Origin of the sequence: Nocardiopsis dassonvillei subsp. dassonvillei DSM 43111 (assembly GCF_000092985.1) — a bacterium.
Taxonomy (GTDB): Bacteria; Actinomycetota; Actinomycetes; order Streptosporangiales; family Streptosporangiaceae; genus Nocardiopsis; species Nocardiopsis dassonvillei.
This window is the reverse complement of sequence record NC_014210.1, coordinates 4,034,564-4,054,500: the sequence shown is the minus strand read 5'-3', so window position 1 is coordinate 4,054,500 and position 19,937 is coordinate 4,034,564. Positions and strand designations below refer to the sequence as shown.

Here is a 19,937-nt window from a genome sequence, read left to right as displayed (position 1 = left end):
GGCGCGTAGACTGGCGCGGGTGTACACCCCGAACACACGAGACATCGAGACACCGTGAGCGAAGCCAGCGCCGAGCGGCGCTACGCCGAGGTGACCGCGGAGATCCTCGCCCGCGCGCCCGAGTCCGACATCGATCCTCGACTGGACCGGGTCCGCACCCTGCTGGACCTCCTGGGCGACCCGCACCGCAACTTCCGGGCCATCCACGTCACCGGTACCAACGGCAAGACCTCCACCGCCCGCATGATCGACGCGCTCATGCGCGGGCGGGGTCTGCGCGTGGGCCGCTACACCAGCCCGCACCTGCGCACCGTGCGCGAGCGCATCGTCATCGACGGGGAGCCCATATCCCAGGAGCGGTTCGTCGCGGCCTACGACGACATCCGCCCCTACGTCGAGATGGCCGACTCGATGAACGACGCACCGCTGTCGTTCTTCGAGATCCTCACGGTGATGGCCTACGCCGTCTTCGCCGACGCCCCCGTGGACGTGGCCGTCGTCGAGGTCGGCATGGGCGGCCGGTGGGACGCCACCAACGTCATCGACGGAGACGTCGCCGTGGTGACCCCCATCGGGATCGACCACACCGAGTACCTGCCCGACACGGTGGAGGGCATCGCCGAGGAGAAGGCGGGCATCATCAAGCCCGACTCCGTGGCGGTCCTGGCCCAGCAGCCGCTGCCCGCCGCCGAGGCCCTGGTCCGCAACGCCGCGGAGGTCGGGGCGCGGGTGGCCAGGGAGGGCCTGGAGTTCGGCGTCACCTCCCGCGAGATCGCCGTCGGCGGCCAGCAGATCGCCGTCAAGGGCCTCACCGGCAACTACGAGAACCTGTTCCTGCCCCTGTTCGGGGCACACCAGGCGGGGAACGCCGCCGTGGCCCTGGCCGCGGTCGAGGCGTTCGCCTCCTCCGGCGACGACGCCGGGGGCCTGGACCCCGCGATCGTCGCCGAGGCCCTCGCGGGAGTGGACTCCCCGGGCCGTATGGAGGTCGTGCGCACCAGCCCGACCATCATCGCCGACGCGGCGCACAACCCGGCCGGGATGACCGCCACCGCGGCGGCCGTGGAGGAGGCCTTCACCTTCTCCCGGCTGGTCGGGGTGGTCGCGATCATGGCCGACAAGGACGTCGAGGGGATCCTCGAACCCCTCGAACCACTGCTCGACGAGATCGTCGTCACCCGTAACTCCTCCCCGCGTTCCCTCGAACCGGAGCGGCTGTCCAACGTCGCCCAGCACATCTTCGGTGAGGAACGCGTGCACGTGGAGCCCCGACTCGACGACGCCATCGACCGGGCCGTGGGCCTGGCCGAGGAAGGCGGGGAGTTCGGCGGCACCGGTGTACTGGTCACCGGATCGGTCGTCACCGCCGGTGACGCCGTCCACCTGTTGCGCGGTGCGCAGGAGTGACGGGCCAGGTCTACTACGAAGGGAACCCGCCGTGCGTGTAGTCTGCGCCGTCATCCTGGTGTTCGAGGTCATCGTGATCGGCCTCTTCATCCCCGTCGCCATCTCCCTTGAGGGGATGGACCCGGTCCTGGCCGGGAGCCTGTGGGGAGGGATGGCCGTCGCCGCCCTCGTGCTCTCCGGGCTCCAGAAGCACCGCTGGGCGCACTACGCGGCCTGGGTACTGCAGGCCGCCTTCCTGTTCACCTCCTTCCTGGTCTCCGGGGCGGTGCTGGTCGCCGTGGTGTTCGTCTCCCTGTGGGTGACCGGCGTCATCATGGGCCGCCGCACCGACGAGATGAAGGCCGCCCACCTGGCCCGCGCCGAGGCGGAGGCCGCCGGGCGGGGCGAGGACACCGCGGCCTCCGCGCCCACGCGCCAAACGCGATAGTGTGACGCAGGTCCGGGCGGGCGGCCCGGGGAGAATCCTCCTCCTGCGGCCCCCGCACCTGTGACCCATCACCCGATTCCTCCGCGTGCGGCCGCTGCCGTGGGCGGGTGCCCACGTGCGCCACGCGGAGCCCCAGTGAGGAGTTGACACGCACGTGGAGCGCACTCTCGTTCTCATCAAGCCGGACGGCGTCCGCCGCAACATCGTCGGCGAGGTCATCTCGCGCATCGAGCGCAAGGGCCTGAAGCTGGTCGCCATGGAGCTGCGCACGCTCGACGCCGAGACCGCCAAGACGCACTACGAGGAGCACGCCGAGCGCCCGTTCTTCGGTTCGCTCGTCGAGTTCATCACCGGCGGCCCCCTCGTGGCCATGGTGGTCGAGGGCGAGCGCGCGGTGGAGGCGTTCCGCGCCCTGGCCGGCGCCACCGACCCGGTGACCGCCACCCCCGGCACCATCCGCGGCGACTTCGCGCTGGAGGTGCAGCAGAACATCGTGCACGGCTCGGACTCCACCTACTCCGCCGAGCGCGAGATCAAGCTCTTCTTCCCCGACCTGTAGGGGAAACGGGGCGGTCCGCGGGTCCTTCGGCATGTGGGACCCGCGGGCACGGGCGACTTCGGTCGGTTCGTCCGCCGACGGGGCAACAATTCGGTGTGTTTGCGTAACGGACTAAGTGCTGACCGTTACGATACGGGGGACTCAACACCTATCGTGCCGGAACGACTACGTATGGTCGCCCCGGGCAACCACGTCCGACACGGCGCCTCTGAGGACGTTACATGCCGAACAACCTTGCTTTTCTCGGCCGGGACATGGCCGTCGACCTGGGTACCGCCAACACGCTCGTGTACGTGCGAGGACGCGGCATCGTTCTGAACGAGCCGTCGGTGGTCGCGCTCAACACCTCAACGGGCCGAATCGTCGCTGTCGGCATCGAAGCCAAGCAGATGATCGGTCGCACGCCGACCAACATCACGGCCATCCGTCCCCTGAAGGACGGTGTCATCGCCGACTTCGAGATCACCGAGCGCATGCTGCGCTACTTCATCCAGAAGATCCACCGGCGGCGCCACTTCGCCAAGCCGCGCCTGATCGTGGCGGTGCCCAGCGGCATCACCTCGGTCGAGCACCGCGCCGTCAAGGAGGCGGGATACCAGGCCGGCGCGCGCAGGGTCTACATCATCGAGGAGCCCATGGCCGCCGCCATCGGCGCCGGGCTCCCCGTCCACGAGCCCACCGGGAACATGGTCGTGGACATCGGCGGCGGCACCACCGAGGTCGCCGTGATCTCCATGGGCGGCATCGTCACCTCGCAGTCCATCCGCGTGGGCGGCGACGAACTCGACCAGGCCATCGCGACCTTCGTCAAGAAGGAGTTCTCGCTGATGATCGGGGAGCGCACCGCCGAGGAGCTGAAGATGGCCATCGGCTCCGCCTACCCGACCGGTTCCGAGGAGATCCGCGCCGAGGTGCGCGGACGCGACCTCGTCAGCGGGCTGCCCAAGACCATCGTCCTGTCCGAGAGCGACGTCCGCCAGGCCATCGAGGAGCCGGTCACCGCCATCGTCGACGCGGTCCGCACCAGCCTGGACAAGTGCCCCCCGGAGCTGTCGGGCGACATCATGGACCGCGGCATCGCCGTCACCGGCGGCGGAGCGCTGCTCCGCGGGATCGACGAGAGGCTCCTGCACGAGACCGGGATGCCCATCCACGTCGCCGACAACGCGCTGGACTCCGTCGCCGTCGGCTCGGGCACCTGCGTCGAGAACTACGAACGGCTCCACCAGGTACTCGTCCCCGAGCGGCGGAGGTGACCCATGTTCCGCGACTCACGCAGATCCCGCGTACTCCTCGCCGTGCTCGTCGCCGTGGCGGTGGCCCTGCTCGTCCTGGACGCCCGTCCCGGCGCCAACCCGGTCACCTCAGTGGCCCGCGCGGGCGGCGAACTCGTCTTCGCGCCCGCCGCCGCGGGCGTCACCTGGGCGACCGGACCCGTGTCCGGTCTCTACGAGGGGCTGGTCAGCGGCCCCGAATCCGAGCGCGTGGCCGAGCTGGAGCAGGCCAACGCCGAGCTGGAGGACGACCTGCGGGCCGCCCGCATCGACAAGGCGCGCGCCGAGCAGCTCGACGCGATGCTGGGGCTGGCCGGTCTGGGAGGCTACGAGATCGTCCCCGCCCAGTCCGTCACCCACGTCACCGCGCGCGGCTACGCCGACACGGTCACCATCGACGCCGGAACCGACTCCGGTGTGCGCCCGGACATGACCGTGGTCAACGGCTCCGGCCTGGTGGGCAAGGTGATCGAGGCCGGTCCGAGCACCGCCACCGTCATGCTCGCCACCGACGTCAACTCCGCCGTCGGCGCCCGTCTGGAGGCCACGCGCAAGATCGGCGTGGTCCGGGGCGGCACCGTCCCCGGCGGCCCCGACGCCGAACTGACCCTGGAGCTGTTCGACCTCCAGGCGCCGGTCGAGGCCGGGGACCGGCTGGTCACGCTCGGCTCGCACGAGGGCGCGCCCTTCGTGCCCGGCGTGCCGATCGGCACCGTCGAGGAGGTGCAGGTGGCGCCCGGCGCGCTCAGCCGCCTCGCACGTATCGCCCCGGCCGTGGACTTCTCGTCCCTGGACGTGGTGGGCGTGGTGGTCGGGGGTCCCGAGGAGGACCCGCGCGACTCCGTGCTCCCGCCCCGACCCGACAAGGGGGAACGCTCATGAGGAACGCAGCGACCCTGGCACTGGTGGCCGTCGCCGTGCTCGCCCAGGCCACCGTCGTCAACCGGCTCCCGTTCGAGTGGGGGGCCGGGCCCGACCTCGTGGCCGCGGCGATCGTCGCGGTCGCCCTGACCACCGGCCCCGCCGCCGCCGCGGCGTGCGGTTTCGCCGCCGGGCTGGCCATGGACGTCCTGCCGCCCGCCGAGCACGCGCTGGGCCGCTACGCCCTGGTGCTGTGCGTGGCCGCCTACCTGCTGGCCCTGCTGCACAGGAACACCGGCTCCGCCGGAGCCCTGGGAGGCAGGCCCTCGGTGTGGGCCCTGATGGCCGCCACCGCCGTCACCGCCGTGGGTGTGGGCCTGGGCTACGCGCTGGTCGGCGTGCTCATGGGCGACCCGCGGGTGTCGCTGGCCGCCGTGGCGGTCAACACCCTCGTCGGGGCCGCCCTGACCACCCTGGTCTCACCGCTGGTCACGCTTCCGCTGCTGTGGGCGCGGGGGGCGCTCTCCGACAGCGAGCTCGCCGGCGTCCGGGGCCCCGTGTCCCCCGGGGGGTGGTGAACGTGCACATGTCGCCCGTCGACGACGTCGAACTGCCCGGCCGCAGACTCGGCCGGGCCGGTTTGCTGCTCGCCCAGATCCTGGTCCTGGTGCTCTTCGCGGCCCTGGCCGTACGGCTGTGGTACCTCCAGATTCCGATGTGGGACCACTACCGCGAGCTCGCGGTGGCCAACCACCACCAGCAGCTCCTCGTCCCCGCCACGCGGGGGCAGATCCTGGACACCACCGGCCGCCCGCTGGTCAACAACAGCACCGAGCTGGTGGTCTCCGCCGACTACCACGAGATCACGGGCATGGAGGACGGCGGCGAGAAGGTCCTGACCGACCTGTCCGAGGTGCTCGACGTCCCGCTGGAGGAACTCCAGAAGCGCATGCGCCTGTGCGGGCCCGAGGTGAGCCGCCCGTGCTGGCCCGGCTCGCCCTACCAGCCCGTCACCCTCGCCGACGACGTGGAGCCCTCCGTCGCCCTCCAGATCATGGAGAGCGCCGACCGCTTCCCCGGGATCAGCGCCCAGGCCCACGCCGTGCGCGAGTACCCGCAGGGCGAGCACGGCTCCCAGATGCTGGGCTACCTGCAACCGGTGACCCAGGAGGAGCTGGAGGCCCGCGAGGATCTGCGCACCCAGTTCACCGGCATCGACATGGTGGGCCGCGACGGCGTGGAGGCGGTCTACGACGCCCAGCTGCGCGGCACCGCGGGCAAGCGCGTCCTGGGCGTGAACAACCACGGCGAGGTCATGGAGGTCATCTCCGAGGCGCCGCCCGAACCGGGGATGCACCTGGTCACCCACGTCGACCTCGGCGTGCAGAAGATCGCCGAGGAGGCGCTGGCCGAGGGGATGGCGAACGCCCGGCCCCGCTACAAGGCCGACTCCGGCGCCGCCATCGTCCTGGACGTGCGCACCGGCGGCGTGGTGGCCATGGCGAGCCTGCCCACCTACGACCCCGCGATCTGGCGCGGCGGCATCGACCAGGAGACCTTCGACGAGATGCTCAGCGAGGAGGCGGGCGAGCCGCTGCTCTCCCGAGCCGTGCAGGGCACCTACCCGCCGGGCTCCACGTTCAAGGTCTCCTCGCTCGCGGCGGCCGCGGAGAACGGGTACTCGCTGCGCAGCACCTACGCCTGCCCGGGCTCGGTGAACCTGGCCGGGCAGAACTACGAGAACTACGAGGGCCAGGGCCAGGGTCCGATCAGCCTCCACGAGGCCATCGTGGTCTCCTGCAACACCGTCTTCTACAACTTCGGCTACCAGATGTGGAAGGACGACGGCGGGCTCTACCCCGACGGCGAGGCGGACGAGGCGATGGCCGAGATGGCCAAGGGCTTCGGCTTCGGCTCCCCGACCGGGATCGACCTGCCCTACGAGACCTCCGGGCGCATCCCCGACCGCGAGTGGAAGCGCACCTTCTGGCAGGAGACCCGCGAGAACAACTGCCACCGGGGCGAGCACGGCTACCCCGACGTCGCCGAGACCGACCCGTCGCGCGCCGCCTACCTCAAGCTGCTGGCCTACGAGCAGTGCGTGGAGGGCTTCCAGTGGCGGGCCAACGAGGCCGTCAACTTCGCCATCGGCCAGGGGGACGTCCTCGTCACCCCGCTCCAGCTCGCCAGCGCCTACGCGGCCGTCGCCAACGGCGGCACGCTCCACGAGCCGCGCATCGGCAGGGCGCTGGTCTCCGCCGACGGGACGGAGGTGCGCGAGATCGAACCGGTCGTGCGCGGCGAGCTCCCGGTCAGCGACGGGACGCTGGAGTACCTCCAGACCGCGCTCACGGCGGTCCCCAAGGAGGGCACCGCCCGCGGCGCCTTCGCCGGGTTCCCGCAGGACAAGGTGTCCGTCGCGGGCAAGACCGGTAGCGCCGACGTGGAGGGGCGCCAGGTCTCCTCCTGGTTCGCCTCCTACGCGCCCGCCGACGACCCGCAGTTCGCCATCGTCGTCCTGGTCTCCCAGGGCGGTACCGGCGGTACGACCGCGGCGCCCATCGCGCGCGCCATCTACGACGGCATCTACGGGTTCGACTCCCCGGCACAGGGAGCCGAGGCCGAGGTCGAAGAGGATGCGTCCGGCGGCGCGGAGCCGCTGATCCCGGGCGGCGCGCCGCCCGAGCAACTGCCCGACATCCGTCCCGACGGTTCCATCGACCTGCTGGATCGGTAGCCATGAGCACCTACATGGGGGCGCCCGGGTCACGGAGCGCCGAGATCGGACGCAACGCGGCGGGCCTGGCGCGCCGACTGGACTGGACGCTGGTCGCGTCGGTGGCGGCCCTGTGCGCCATCGGTTCGCTGCTGGTGTGGTCGGCGACCATCCCGGGCGACGGCAGCGACCCGCTGGAGTCCACCGAACACCTGGGCCGCCACCTGCTCCACCTGCTGGTGGCGTGGGCGCTGTGCCTTCTGGTCGCCGCGGTGGACCACCGCACGATCCGCGCGTACGCGCCGATCGTCTACCTGGTCACGGTGGTCGCGCTGGTCCTGGTGCTCACCCCGCTCGGCGAGGTGATCAACGGGTCGCGCGGCTGGATCGTGGTCGGCGGCTTCCAGTTCCAGCCCAGTGAGCTGTCCAAGGTCGGGCTGGTCCTGGTCCTGGCCACGCTGCTGGGGGAGCCCCGCGACGGCGAGGCCCGGCCGATGACGCGGGACGTGGTGTTCTGCCTGGTGGTCCTGGCGGTGCCGCTGGCACTGGTGATGGCGCAGCCGGACCTGGGCACCACGCTGGTGCTGGTCACGATCTTCCTGGGCATGCTCACGCTGTCGGGCGCCCCGATCGTGTGGGTGGCGGGCATGCTGGCGTGCGGGGTGGTCGGCGCGCTGTGCGTGTGGTGGTTCGACCTGCTGGAGCCCTACCAGTTGGACCGCATCGCCACGCTGATGGACCCGACCGCCGACCCGCAGGGCGCGGGGTACAACTCCAACCAGGCGCTGATCGCGGTGGGGTCGGGCGGGTTCAACGGCACCGGGCTCTTCCAGGGCGAGCAGACGCACGGTCAGTTCGTGCCCGAGCAGCACACCGACTTCATCTTCACGGTGGCGGGCGAGGAACTGGGGTTCGTGGGGTCGGTGGTGGTCATCGGCCTGTTCGCGCTGATCCTGTGGCGGATCCTGCGCATCGCCCAGGGGTGCGAGCAGCCCTACCCGCGACTGCTGTGCGTGGGAGTGGTCGCCTGGTTCGGGTTCCAGGCCTTCATCAACATCGGGATGGGCCTGGGGGTCGTTCCGGTGACGGGTCTGCCGCTGCCGTTCATGTCCTACGGCGGTACCGCGATCGTGGCCAACATGGTCGCCCTGGGACTGGTGCTGGGGGTCGACTCCCGGGACCGGGGCTTCGCCTAGGGGCGCGGACCACGACACCGGCGGGGCGGGCACGGCGGAGGCGCAGGGGCCCGCCCCGCCGCCGTCCGGAGGGAGGACCGCGGCGGGGCGCGGACGGAACCGGGCCCGCCGCGGTCCGACCGGACCTGTGGACGGAGCGGCCCGGGGCCCGTGGCGCCGGTAGCCTGGGAACATCAGCGCGGGCGCGCTCCACGCGTCACCGCGCCGACCCCCGCGACGGCGGGGGTCCACGCACACCCGACACGATGTCCGCCGAACGAAGGCCCACACCATGTCCGTCGAAAGCCTCTTCCCGCGGCTGGAACCCCTGCTGACGCAGGTGGCCAAGCCCATCCAGTACGTCGGTGGCGAGCTCAACTCCGTGGTCAAGGAATGGGACGAGACCCGGGTGCGCTGGGCGCTGATGTACCCGGACGCCTACGAGGTGGGAGTGCCCAACCAGGGCGTCCAGATCCTGTACGAGGTCCTCAACGAGCGCGAGGGCGTGCTGGCCGAGCGCGCCTACGCGGTGTGGCCGGACCTGGAGAAGCTGATGCGCGAGCACGGCGTGCCCCACTTCACCGTGGACTCGCACCGGCCGCTGGCCGCCTTCGACGTGCTCGGGCTGAGCTTCGCCAGCGAGATGGGCTACACCAACATGCTCACCGCGCTGGACCTGGCGGGCATCCCGCTGCGCGCGGCCGACCGCACCGCCGACCACCCGGTCGTGCTGGCCGGCGGACACTCGGCGTTCAACCCCGAGCCGATCGCCGACTTCCTGGACGCGGTGGTCCTGGGCGACGGCGAGGAGATCACCCTCGCCATCACCGAGATCATCCGCGAGTTCAAGGAGGAGGGCGAGCCCGGCGGGCGCGACGGCCTGCTGCTGCGCCTGGCCGCGACCGGGGGCGTGTACGTGCCCCGCTTCTTCGACGTGGCCTACCACGAGGACGGGCGGATCGCCTCCTACACGCCCAACCGGCCCGGGGTGCCCGGCACGGTGCAGAAGCACACCGTGATGGACCTGGACCAGTGGCCCTACCCCAAGAAGCCGATCGTGCCGACCGCCGAGTCCGTGCACGAGCGCTACAGCGTGGAGATCTTCCGCGGCTGCACGCGCGGCTGCCGGTTCTGCCAGGCGGGGATGATCACCCGGCCGGTGCGCGAGCGCAACAAGGAGACCGTCACGAAGATGGTCGAGGACGGCGTCGAGGCCTCCGGCTTCCAGGAGGTGGGGCTGCTGTCGCTGTCCAGCGCCGACCACAGCGAGATCGGGCAGATCGCCAAGGGGCTCGCCGACCGCTACGAGGGCACCAACACCGGCCTGTCCCTGCCCTCCACCCGCGTGGACGCGTTCAACATCGACCTGGCCAACGAGCTGACCCGCAACGGGCGCCGCTCCGGCCTGACGTTCGCGCCGGAGGGCGGCAGCGAGCGGATGCGCCGGGTGATCAACAAGATGGTCACCGAGGAGGACCTCATCCGCACCGTCACCGCCGCGTACGCGGCCGGGTGGCGGCAGGTGAAGCTGTACTTCATGTGCGGCCTGCCCACCGAGGAGGACGAGGACGTCCTGGCCATCGCCGACCTGGCCACCGAGGTGATCCGGACCGGCCGTGAGGTGACCGGCCGCAAGGACATCCGCTGCACGGTGTCCATCGGCGGGTTCGTGCCCAAGCCGCAGACCCCGTTCCAGTGGGCGGCGCAGACCTCGCACGAGGCCGTCGACGCCCGGCTGCGCAAGCTGCGCGACAGGCTGCGGGGCGACCGCAAGTACGGCAAGTCGATCGGTCTGCGCTACCACGAGGGCCGCCCCTCCATCATCGAGGGCCTGCTCTCCCGGGGGGACCGCAGGGTCGGCCGGGTGGTCGAGGAGGTGTGGCGCTCGGGGGGCCGCTTCGACGGCTGGAGCGAGCACTTCTCCTACGACCGGTGGTCCGAGGCCGCCGAGGCCGCCCTGGCCGACCTCCCGGTGGACGTGGACTGGTTCACCACCCGCGAGCGCGACGAGGACGAGGTCCTGCCCTGGGACCACCTGGACGCGGGCCTGGACCGGTCGTGGCTGTGGCAGGACTGGCAGGACTCGCTGTACGGCGAGGAGTCGCTGGAGGTGGACGACTGCCGCTGGAACCCCTGCTACGACTGCGGGGTCTGCCCGAGCATGGGCACCGAGATCCAGATCAACGCCCCTGCGGAGGGCCGTCCGCTGCTGCCGCTCAACGTGGTCTAGCCGGACAGCCGCCCGGTCGCGGCGGTGTGCCGCGCGGGCCCGGGAGGTCTCCGGCCGAGGCGGTGTGCCGCGCGGGCCCGGGAGGTCTCCGGCCGAGGCCGGACACGGACGAACCCCTGCTCCCACCGGTCGTCGGTGGGGTCAGGGGCCGTGGTGTTCGTGCCGGGGCAGGGGGCGGCTCACGTGCCCCGGGAGGGTGTGAAGTAGGATTTCGCGCTCCGGGCGCTCTCTCGACCCTCGAAGGGGAGTGGCCCGGGGGAGGAAGGTGTACGGCCCGGCGCCCCGCTCGCGCCGGGCCGTACGTGTAATAGGACTCGCGGGCTACGCGGGGGGTTGCCATCGGATCCAGATTTTCTTCGGATTTTTTTCGGCGAACCCCGCGTTCTGCTGGTGAACACGGCTCCGGTGTCCGCTTCGACCGCTCGGGGACTTTTCGACCGCAGGTCAGTGGGGGAGATACCGGTATGCGTAGTCCTGCTGGCGCATGTGCACCACGGCGCACCGTACGCTGAACAGGACGAGGAACAGCCCCTTCAGGTCGCCCCGCCGACCGCACCAGGGGGCATGAGGAAAGGAGTTGAGCTGCCCCCCGCATCCGAGGGCACCACCTCACCCTCCACGGCCAAACCCGGACAGCGGCTTCGCGTCCACTACGCCAAGCGCGGACGCATGAGGTTCGCCAGCCACCGCGACATCGCCCGGGCTCTGGAGCGCGCCCTGCGCAGGGCCTCCGTACCCGTGGCTTTCTCCGCTGGCTTCTCACCTCACCCCAAGGTCTCCTACACCGGCGCGGCCCCCACCGGGGTCGCCAGCGAGGCGGAGTACCTTGAGCTCACTCTGGCCGAGCACCGCCCGCCCGAGAGGGTCCGAGCCGACATCGACGCGGCCATGCCCCAGGGCATCGACGTCGTCGAGGTCGTCGAGGCCCGACATCCCGGGCTGGCCGACCGGCTCCAGGCCTCCGAATGGCGCGTGGAGATGGCTGGCGTCGACCCCGACGACGCCGCCAGGGCGGTGGCCGCCTATCTGGCCGCCGACAGCGTCGAGGTGGAGCGGATGACGAAGAAGGGCCGTCGCCGCTTCGACACACGGCCGGCGGTGGTCCGCATCGACGTGTGCGCTGAATCCCTCGGGCGCGCCCCAGAGGAACATCACACGACATATGCCATACTTCGGATGGTCGTACGGCACACGACACCTGCTGTTCGACCGGACGACGTGCTGACCGGCCTTCGCCGCGTGGCCGACCTCGCGCCGCCGTCATCTCCGATGATGACCCGGCTGGCGCAGGGGCCGCTGGACGAGACGACAGGTGCGATCGCGGACCCGCTCTCCCAGGACCGGCCCGAAGCCCACACGAGCTCCGGACCCGCGGACGACAACGCGGAGGAGCGGCGCGAAGACGCACCACGGCCGTCAACGCCCATGGCGGGACCGCGCGGATGAGCGGCCCCGAAGCGGGGAACATGGGCGACACCACAGGACTTTGCCCCGACGGCGCCCCGGCGCCGCCGGCGCTGACACAGCGACGACAGTTCTCGTGAGCCGCGCCGCCGACCGAGAGGTCGCGGCGCGCCCGAGGACTCTGACGGGAGACCGCCCGGATGCTCGACAACGAGCCCAACAACGGTGCCGACGGCACCGCGGGTACAACTGAAACAACCAACAACACGGCGGCGGCGCCCTCCACGGGGGGCGGTGAGGTGCGCGTGACCACGCCCGCGCCCGCCAAGGGCGTCCGCCGCGCCGCCGGACCACCCCCCGAACCCGACGACGTCTTCACCCCCCCCTCCGCGCCCGTCACCTCCCTCGCCGGTTCCGGCGAGGGGGGCACGGTCAAGACCTCGGTGGCCACCACCTCGCGCAGGCGCACCGTGCGCGCCGCGGGCCGTCCCGACGAGGACGCCGCCCCGCGCCGTTCGCGCGCCTCCGCTGACGACGAGGGCACCGCTCCGCGCCGGGCCCATGCCTCCGCTGACGAGGAGGCCGCTCCGCGCCGTTCGCGCGCCTCCTCCGCCTCGGAGGACACCGCCCCCTCCACGGCCAGGAGCCGCGGCCGTTCGCGCGCCCGCTCCGCCCCGGCCGCGGAGACCGCCGGGCCCGCGCCCTCCGAGGCGGCCGACGAGCCCGCCAAGGACGAGGAGACCGTGGAGGCGGGCGGCGGCAACGTCTTCCAGGCCCCCTCCCTGCTCTTCCAGCCCCCGGTGGCCAGCGCCGCCCCCGTGCCCGCACGCAGCACCGCCCCGGCGGAGGCCGAGGAGGAGTCCGAGGAGGCCGAGGAGGAGACCGCCCAGGCCGCCGTCGCGGAGGAGACCGGCGACGGGGACGACGACCGCCCCAGCCGCCGTCGCCGCCGTCGCGGAGGCCGGGGACGCGGCCGCTCCCGCGCGGACGAGAACGAGTCCGCCGAGGCCCCCGAGTCCGCCGAGGACAAGGCGGAGCAGCCCGGCGACAGGGACCGGGGCGAGGACGACGGCGCGGCCGACGAGTCCGCCGAGTCCGACGACCGCAGCAGCCGCCGTCGGCGCCGCCGTCGCCGCCGCTCCGGCGGGGGAGAGGGCCCCGAGGCCACCCCGGACGACCCGCCCAACACCGTGGTCCGGGTGCGCGAACCCCGCCAGGAGAAGCCGATCGAGGACGAGGTCCAGGCGGTCCGCGGCTCCACCCGGCTGGAGGCCAAGAAGCAGCGCCGCCGCGAGGGCCGTGAGCAGGGCCGCCGCCGCGCCCCCATCGTCACCGAGTCGGAGTTCCTGGCGCGGCGGGAGTCGGTCAAGCGGGACCTGGTGGTGCGCCGCGTCGAGGACCGCACCCAGATCGCCGTCCTCGAGGACGACATCCTCGTCGAGCACTACGTCGACCGGGCCACGCACCGCTCCTACGTGGGCAACGTGTACCTGGGCCGGGTGCAGAACGTGCTGCCCTCGATGGAGGCCGCGTTCGTCGACATCGGCAAGGGCCGCAACGCCGTCCTGTACGCGGGCGAGGTCAACTGGGACTCCTTCGGCCTGGACGGCCAGCCCAAGCGCATCGAGTCGGTGCTCAAGTCCGGCCAGTCGGTCCTGGTGCAGGTCACCAAGGACCCCGTCGGCCACAAGGGCGCCCGCCTGACCAGCCAGATCAGCCTGCCCGGCCGCTACCTCGTGTACGTGCCCGGCGGTTCGATGACCGGCATCAGCCGCAAGCTCCCCGACAAGGAGCGCGCGCGCCTCAAGCAGATCCTCAAGAAGGTCATGCCCTCCGGCGCGGGCGTCATCGTGCGCACGGCCGCCGAGGGGGCCAGCGAGGAGGAGCTGGAGCGCGACATCACCCGTCTCGCCAAGCAGTGGGACTCCATCAAGCGCAAGTCCAAGTCGGCCAACGCCCCCTCGCTGCTCAACAGCGAGCCCGACCTGACGGTGCGGGTCGTGCGCGACGTGTTCAACGAGGACTTCTCCAGCCTCGTCGTGTCCGGTGAGGAGGCCTGGACCACCGTCCGCGAGTACGTGGACTACGTGGCCCCCAACCTCTCCGAGCGCCTCTCGCACTGGAACGAGGACCGCGACGTCTTCGCCGCCTACCGCGTCGACGAGCAGATCAACAAGGCCCTGGAGCGCAAGGTCTGGCTGCCCAGCGGCGGATCGCTGGTCATCGACCGCACCGAGGCCATGACCGTGGTCGACGTCAACACCGGCAAGTTCACCGGTCAGGGCGGCAACCTGGAGGAGACGGTCACCAAGAACAACCTGGAGGCGGCCGAGGAGATCGTCCGCCAGCTCCGGTTGCGCGACATCGGCGGCATCATCGTCATCGACTTCATCGACATGGTCCTGGAGTCCAACCGCGACCTGGTGCTGCGGCGCATGCTGGAGTGCCTCTCGCGCGACCGCACCAAGCACCAGGTGGCCGAGGTGACCTCGCTGGGGCTGGTCCAGATGACCCGCAAGCGGGTCGGCCAGGGCCTGCTGGAGGCCTTCTCGCACAGCTGCGAGCACTGCAACGGCCGCGGCCTGGTGGTCGCCAGCGACCCGGTCGAGAGCAAGGGCGGCGGCAGCGGCAACGGCCGCAAGAAGAAGAAGGGCAAGGGCGAGCCCGACCAGGCGGCCGAGAAGCCGGAGAAGGCCCAGAAGCCGTCCTCCGAGAAGGCCGACGGGGCCGACGGGCCGGAGAAGGCCGAGAAGGCGGGCGCTGACTCCGACGAGTCCGCCGAGGCGGACGCGGCGCGGACCGAGGAGGCACCCGAGGCCCCGCAGACGGCCGAGGCCCCGGCCTCCGAGCCCGCCAAGAAGACCCGTAAGCGGGCCTCCCGCTCCCGCAAGGCCGAGGCCGCCGCGGAGGAGCAGGAGGAGATCACCGCCACGGAGGAGGCTCCTGAGGCCGCGCAGCCCGAGCAGGCCGCGGAGGCCCCCGAGGAGGCCCCGGCCAAGAAGACCCGCGCCCGGCGCACCACCCGTCGTACCGCCCGCGGGGCGGCCGACACCGGTGAGGCCGAGGCCGCGGGCGGTGAGAGCGCCCCCGCCGAGGCGGACGCGACCGCCGCCGAGACGCCCGCCGAGGCCGGTGACGACGAGGCCGCCGAGCGGCCCAAGCGTCGCCGCACCCGGCGCACCAGGGCGGCGGCCACCCCGCCGACCGCCGTGGACGCGGGCTGAGTCAGGGGCGGCAGCCCCGCCGTGGTCCGGACCGGCACCAGCCCGGTCCGGACCACGGCACGTGTACAGGCCCGTGGCGGGCCGATGGTAATCTGAGGGACGGTGCGTCGGCGCGCTATGCCACCACACTCGCGCGCCCCGACACCGAAGTGCTCTCCACGCAGGGTTTGTTTCCCTCGGATCCCCGCGCCCCGCTACAGGCGATCAGTGGATCGTGGAACGAGGCACCTCCCCGCCCACACGGGGATGGGCCTCCCGGCCGATCTGGGCACAGGTGCGGTCGGACCCGGACCCCGGGCTCATGCCTCGGGGATGGTCCCGAGCATTATTCGTTGAGCGAGCAGGAAGAGAGTTACCCGGTGTACGCGATCGTGCGAGCGGGCGGCCGACAGGAGAAGGTGTCTGTCGATGACGTCCTGAACATCGACAAGGTCTCCGACGAGACCGGCGCCACCATCACATGGCAGCCCATCCTCGTCGTCGACGGTGACAACGTCATCAGCGACGTCGACAAGCTGAGCGGCTACACGGTCAGCGCCGAGGTCCTCGGTGAGACCAAGGGCCCCAAGATCAACATCCTGAAGTACAAGAACAAGACCGGTTACAAGAAGCGCCAGGGTCACCGCCAGAAGCACACCCAGGTGCGCGTCACCGGCATCGCGGCGAAGTAGGAGGCCTGGAAGATATGGCACACAAGAAGGGCGCTTCGTCCAGCCGTAACGGTCGTGACTCGAACGCCAAGCGCCTCGGCGTCAAGCGCTTCGGCGGCCAGAGCGTCTCGGCTGGTGAGATCCTGATCCGTCAGCGCGGCACCAAGTTCCACCCCGGCGCCAACGTCGGCCGCGGTGGAGACGACACGCTGTTCGCGCTGGTCGCCGGCGAGGTCAAGTTCGGCAACTTCCGCGGCCGCAAGGCCGTCAACATCGTTCCCGCCGCCGCCGAGTAGGCACGCGCGCGGACGTTGTACAGGGCGGGCCAGGGAACACTGGCCCGCCCCTTGCGTTGTCACTGGATGACGCGTGTGTGTCCAGGCCCCGCTCGGGGGCCGGAGAGTAACGGGGAGAGCTATGCCTGACTTCGTCGACGAGGCGGTCTTGCACGTCAAGGCCGGGAACGGCGGGCATGGCTGTGCCTCCGTGCACCGGGAGAAGTTCAAGCCGCTGGGCGGTCCGGACGGCGGCAACGGCGGCCACGGCGGGGACGTCGTGCTGGAGGTCGACACCCAGACCGCGACCCTGCTGGACTACCAGCGCCGCCCGCACCGCACCGCCGGCAACGGCACGCCCGGCCAGGGCGGCCACCGCGCCGGGGCCAAGGGCGAGGACCTCGTCCTCAAGGTGCCCGACGGCACCGTGGTCAGCCGTATGGACGGCGAGGTCGTCGCCGACCTGGTCGGCCACGGCACCCGGCTGGTGCTCGCCGAGGGCGGCCACGGCGGCCTGGGCAACGCCGCGCTGGCCACCAAGCGGCGCAAGGCCCCCGGCTTCGCCCTCAAGGGCGAGGAGGGCCAGGGCTTCGACGTGCGCCTGGAGATGAAGACCATCGCCGACGTCGGCCTGGTGGGCTTCCCCAGCGCGGGCAAGTCGTCCCTGATCGCCGCCATGTCCGCGGCCCGGCCCAAGATCGCCGACTACCCGTTCACCACCCTGGTGCCCAACCTGGGCGTGGTGGAGGCGGGCAACGTCCAGTACGTCATCGCCGACGTGCCCGGCCTCATCCCCGGAGCCAGCGACGGCAAGGGGCTGGGCCTGGAGTTCCTGCGCCACATCGAGCGCTGCTCCACCCTCCTGCACGTGCTGGACTGCGCCACCTACGAGCAGGGCCGCGACCCGGTCAGCGACCTGGAGGCACTGGAGGCGGAGCTGTCCGCCTACGGCCGCAGCACCGGAGTGGACCTGTCCGACCGGCCGCGCCTGGTCGCCCTGAACAAGGTGGACGTCCCCGAGGCCCGCGAGCTCGCCGAGCTGGTCACCCCGATGCTGGTCGAGCGCGGCTACCGCGTCCTGGAGGTCTCCGCGGCCTCCCGCGAAGGGCTGCGCGAACTGTCCTTCGCCCTGGGCGAGCAGGTGGCCGCGGCCCGCGAGGCCGCACCGCCCGCGGAGCCCACCCGGGTCGTGATCCGTCCCCAGGCCATCGGTGACGCGCCCTTCCAGGTGGTGCCGCTGGGCGGCAACGCCTTCCAGGTGCGCGGCGACAAGCCCGCCCGCTGGGTGCGCCAGACCGACTTCTCCAACGACGAGGCCGTCGGCTACCTCGCCGAGCGCCTCAACCGCCTCGGCATCGAGGAGCAGCTGGCCAAGGCGGGCGCCACCGAGGGCGCCGAGGTGCACATCGGCACCGAGGAGGACTCCGTGGTCTTCGACTGGGACCCCTCCACGGACGCCGAGGTCGTCCCGTCCGGCCCGCGCGGATCCGACGCCCGGCTGGGCTGACCCGCGCGGGGACCGACGGCCCGGCCGACAGGCACGAGCGCGGCACCCGGTGCCGCGCCACTGGATGGAAAGCCCCACACGGTGCACAGCGCAGGAATCGAACAGACCGACTCCCTGGAGGCCTCCGGGCGCGCGGCGGTGGCCGCCGCGCGCCGGGTCGTGGTCAAGGTGGGATCGTCCTCCCTGACCACACCCGACGGCCGGATCGACTCCTGCCGCATCCGCGACCTGGTCCGGGTGCTGGCGGACCGCCGCGCCGCGGGCCAGGAGGTCATCCTGGTCTCCTCCGGGGCGGTCGCGGCCGGGATGACCCCGCTCGGCATGGCCCGCAGGCCCCGTGACCTGGCCTCCCAGCAGGCCGCCGCCAGCGTGGGCCAGGGGCTGCTGCTGGCCGCGTACACGGCCGAGCTGGCCGGGCACGGCCTCACCGCGGCGCAGGTCCTGCTCACGGTCGAGGACATGATGCGGAGGGTGCAGCACCGCAACGCCCAACGCACGCTGCGCCGCCTGCTGGACATCGGCGCCCTGCCCATCGTCAACGAGAACGACACCGTGGCCACGCACGAGCTGCGGTTCGGCGACAACGACCGCCTGGCGGCCCTGGTGGCGCACCTGATGCGCGCCGACGCGCTGGTGCTGCTCTCGGACGTGGACGCCCTGTACGACGGCAACCCCTCCGCTCCGGGGTCGTCGGTGGTCAGCCTCGTGCGCGGCCCGGCGGACCTGGACGGGATCGACATCGGCAGCGCGGGCGGGCGGGGCGTGGGCACCGGCGGGATGGTCACCAAGGTGGCGTCGGCGCGGATCGCCACGGAGGCGGGCGTGCACACCCTGCTCACCTCCGCCGCGAACGCCCGCACGGCCCTGGAGGGCGGGCCGGCGGGCACCCTGTTCGCCCCGGCGCGGGGACGGCGCCCCTCGGCCCGCCAGCTGTGGCTGGCGCACGCCACGGCGGGCCGGGGCAGCCTGGTCCTGGACCCCGGCGCGGTCACGGCGGTGGTGCGGGAGAAGGCGTCTCTGCTCCCGGCCGGTGTGGTGAGGGTGACCGGCGACTTCAACGCGGGCGACCCGGTGGACCTGTGCGACGAGGACGGCGCCGTCGTCGCCCGCGGACTGGTCAACTACGACGCCGCCGAGGTGCCCGACCTGATGGGAAGGTCCACACGGTGGCTGGCCCGTGAGATGGGCCCCTCCTACGAGCGCGAGCTGGTGCACCGGGACGACCTGGTCGTGCTCTAGACCGCGTACCCGGACCGCCGCGACACCTCTGTGGCAATGTCGGGGACACCCCCCGAGGAGAGTGGAGACACCCATGCCTAGCCTGGTGGCGAGAATGCTCGCTGTGGCGTTCCGGGTGGCGCGCAAGCGCCCCATGGAGACCGTCGAGGGCGCGCGCGAGCGCATCGACGAGGCCAAGGACGACCCCGAGCCGCCGCACTGGGTCGCCAAGCGCCACGAGACCACCCGGCGGGAGGTCGGGGGCTTCGCGAGCTACACGGTCCTCGCCCGGGACCGGGAGGAGGACCCCGACAAGGCCGTCCTGTACGTGCACGGGGGCTCCTACATCAGCGAGATCTCCCCCTGGCACTGGGTGCTGATCTCGCGCATGGCGGACGTGGGCTGCCGGGTGGAGGTGCCCATCTACGGGCTGGCGCCCCAGCACACCTACCGCGAGGCGTTCGGCTTCCTCCACACCGTGTACCGCGACCTGCTGGAGCACGTCGCGCCGGAGCGCACGGTGTTCGCCGGGGACTCGGCCGGGGCCGGGCTGGCGCTCGCCCTCGCGCAGACGCTGCCCGGGGAGGGCCTGCCCCAGCCCGCGCGGCTCATCCTGGTCTCCCCGTGGACGGACCTGACCATGTCCAACCCCGACATCGCCGAGGTGGAGGGCCGGGACCCCTGGCTCAGCCCGGTCGGCCTCAAGGAGGCCGCCAAGGTGTGGGCGGACGGCGACGACCTGTCCCTGCCCCGGCTCAGCCCCGTCAACGGCGTGCTCTCCGGCCTGCCGCCCATGGACCTCTACATCGGCACCCGCGACGTGTTCCTGCCCGACACCCGGCGCCTGCGCTCGCTCGTCGCGCGGGCCGGGGGAGAGGTGGACCTGCACGAGGAGGAGGGGGCCTTCCACGTCTACCCGCTGGTCCCGGTTCCCGAGGGCAGCCGGGCACGGGCGCGGATCATCGGCACCGTCCAGGACCTGTGAGACCTCCGGGGCGGGGCGGAGGCCC

Annotated in this window: 16 protein-coding genes; all 16 read left to right on the top strand. The window is 72.1% G+C overall.

Annotated features, from left to right (window positions below; genetic code table 11):
• Positions 1 to 54 precede the first annotated feature (54 nt).
• Positions 55 to 1,407 (top strand): bifunctional folylpolyglutamate synthase/dihydrofolate synthase, encoded by a 1,353-nt coding sequence (locus NDAS_RS16790; protein WP_013154403.1) that lies wholly within the window; start codon positions 55 to 57, stop codon positions 1,405 to 1,407.
• Between the two features lie 31 nt (positions 1,408 to 1,438).
• Entirely contained in the window at positions 1,439 to 1,834 is a 396-nt protein-coding gene (locus NDAS_RS16785; protein WP_013154402.1) for a DUF4233 domain-containing protein, read from the top strand.
• A 154-nt stretch (positions 1,835 to 1,988) separates the two neighbouring features.
• Positions 1,989 to 2,393, top strand: a complete 405-nt coding sequence (ndk, locus tag NDAS_RS16780; protein WP_013154401.1) for a nucleoside-diphosphate kinase — start codon at positions 1,989 to 1,991, stop codon at positions 2,391 to 2,393.
• 221 nt (positions 2,394 to 2,614) lie between these two features.
• Entirely contained in the window at positions 2,615 to 3,649 is a 1,035-nt protein-coding gene (locus NDAS_RS16775) for a rod shape-determining protein (RefSeq protein WP_013154400.1), read from the top strand.
• A gap of 3 nt (positions 3,650 to 3,652) precedes the next feature.
• Positions 3,653 to 4,549: a rod shape-determining protein MreC gene (gene mreC, locus NDAS_RS16770; protein ID WP_013154399.1), complete on the top strand. Its 897-nt coding sequence runs from the start codon at positions 3,653 to 3,655 to the stop codon at positions 4,547 to 4,549.
• Complete coding sequence (mreD, locus tag NDAS_RS16765; RefSeq protein WP_013154398.1) at positions 4,546 to 5,106, top strand: rod shape-determining protein MreD; 561 nt, start codon at positions 4,546 to 4,548, stop codon at positions 5,104 to 5,106. The genes mreC and mreD overlap by 4 nt, the downstream gene beginning before the upstream one ends.
• Positions 5,107 to 5,114: 8 nt before the next feature.
• Positions 5,115 to 7,265: a penicillin-binding protein 2 gene (gene mrdA, locus NDAS_RS16760; protein ID WP_013154397.1), complete on the top strand. Its 2,151-nt coding sequence runs from the start codon at positions 5,115 to 5,117 to the stop codon at positions 7,263 to 7,265.
• 2 nt (positions 7,266 to 7,267) lie between these two features.
• A complete protein-coding gene (gene rodA, locus NDAS_RS16755) occupies positions 7,268 to 8,440 on the top strand; it encodes a rod shape-determining protein RodA (protein WP_013154396.1) in 1,173 nt (390 codons plus the stop codon).
• Between the two features lie 271 nt (positions 8,441 to 8,711).
• A complete protein-coding gene (locus NDAS_RS16750; RefSeq protein ID WP_013154395.1) occupies positions 8,712 to 10,649 on the top strand; it encodes a TIGR03960 family B12-binding radical SAM protein in 1,938 nt (645 codons plus the stop codon).
• 669 nt (positions 10,650 to 11,318) lie between these two features.
• Complete coding sequence (locus tag NDAS_RS16745; RefSeq protein WP_041552821.1) at positions 11,319 to 12,095, top strand: TIGR03936 family radical SAM-associated protein; 777 nt, start codon at positions 11,319 to 11,321, stop codon at positions 12,093 to 12,095.
• Positions 12,096 to 12,253: 158 nt separating this feature from the next.
• On the top strand, positions 12,254 to 15,277 hold the full coding sequence (locus NDAS_RS16740; protein WP_013154393.1) for a ribonuclease E/G: 3,024 nt from the start codon (positions 12,254 to 12,256) through the stop codon (positions 15,275 to 15,277).
• 359 nt (positions 15,278 to 15,636) lie between these two features.
• Complete coding sequence (gene rplU / locus NDAS_RS16735; RefSeq protein ID WP_019609597.1) at positions 15,637 to 15,948, top strand: 50S ribosomal protein L21; 312 nt, start codon at positions 15,637 to 15,639, stop codon at positions 15,946 to 15,948.
• A gap of 14 nt (positions 15,949 to 15,962) precedes the next feature.
• Positions 15,963 to 16,223 carry a 50S ribosomal protein L27 gene (rpmA, locus tag NDAS_RS16730; protein ID WP_013154391.1) on the top strand — a complete coding sequence of 87 codons (261 nt, stop codon included), beginning with the start codon at positions 15,963 to 15,965 and terminating at the stop codon, positions 16,221 to 16,223.
• A 121-nt stretch (positions 16,224 to 16,344) separates the two neighbouring features.
• A complete protein-coding gene (obgE, locus tag NDAS_RS16725) occupies positions 16,345 to 17,709 on the top strand; it encodes a GTPase ObgE (RefSeq protein ID WP_013154390.1) in 1,365 nt (454 codons plus the stop codon).
• A gap of 81 nt (positions 17,710 to 17,790) precedes the next feature.
• Complete coding sequence (proB, locus tag NDAS_RS16720) at positions 17,791 to 18,948, top strand: glutamate 5-kinase (RefSeq protein WP_013154389.1); 1,158 nt, start codon at positions 17,791 to 17,793, stop codon at positions 18,946 to 18,948.
• Between the two features lie 73 nt (positions 18,949 to 19,021).
• Complete coding sequence (locus NDAS_RS16715; RefSeq protein WP_013154388.1) at positions 19,022 to 19,912, top strand: alpha/beta hydrolase fold domain-containing protein; 891 nt, start codon at positions 19,022 to 19,024, stop codon at positions 19,910 to 19,912.
• Positions 19,913 to 19,937: the final 25 nt, after the last annotated feature.

Coding starts and splice junctions, on each gene's coding strand:
- NDAS_RS16775 (WP_013154400.1), top strand. CDS start 2,615: ATGCCGAACAACCTTGCTTTTCTCGGCCGGGACATGGCCGTCGACCTG.
- mreC (WP_013154399.1), top strand. CDS start 3,653: ATGTTCCGCGACTCACGCAGATCCCGCGTACTCCTCGCCGTGCTCGTC.
- mreD (WP_013154398.1), top strand. CDS start 4,546: ATGAGGAACGCAGCGACCCTGGCACTGGTGGCCGTCGCCGTGCTCGCC.
- mrdA (WP_013154397.1), top strand. CDS start 5,115: ATGTCGCCCGTCGACGACGTCGAACTGCCCGGCCGCAGACTCGGCCGG.
- rodA (WP_013154396.1), top strand. CDS start 7,268: ATGAGCACCTACATGGGGGCGCCCGGGTCACGGAGCGCCGAGATCGGA.
- NDAS_RS16750 (WP_013154395.1), top strand. CDS start 8,712: ATGTCCGTCGAAAGCCTCTTCCCGCGGCTGGAACCCCTGCTGACGCAG.
- NDAS_RS16745 (WP_041552821.1), top strand. CDS start 11,319: ATGAGGTTCGCCAGCCACCGCGACATCGCCCGGGCTCTGGAGCGCGCC.
- NDAS_RS16740 (WP_013154393.1), top strand. CDS start 12,254: ATGCTCGACAACGAGCCCAACAACGGTGCCGACGGCACCGCGGGTACA.
- rpmA (WP_013154391.1), top strand. CDS start 15,963: ATGGCACACAAGAAGGGCGCTTCGTCCAGCCGTAACGGTCGTGACTCG.
- obgE (WP_013154390.1), top strand. CDS start 16,345: ATGCCTGACTTCGTCGACGAGGCGGTCTTGCACGTCAAGGCCGGGAAC.
- NDAS_RS16715 (WP_013154388.1), top strand. CDS start 19,022: ATGCCTAGCCTGGTGGCGAGAATGCTCGCTGTGGCGTTCCGGGTGGCG.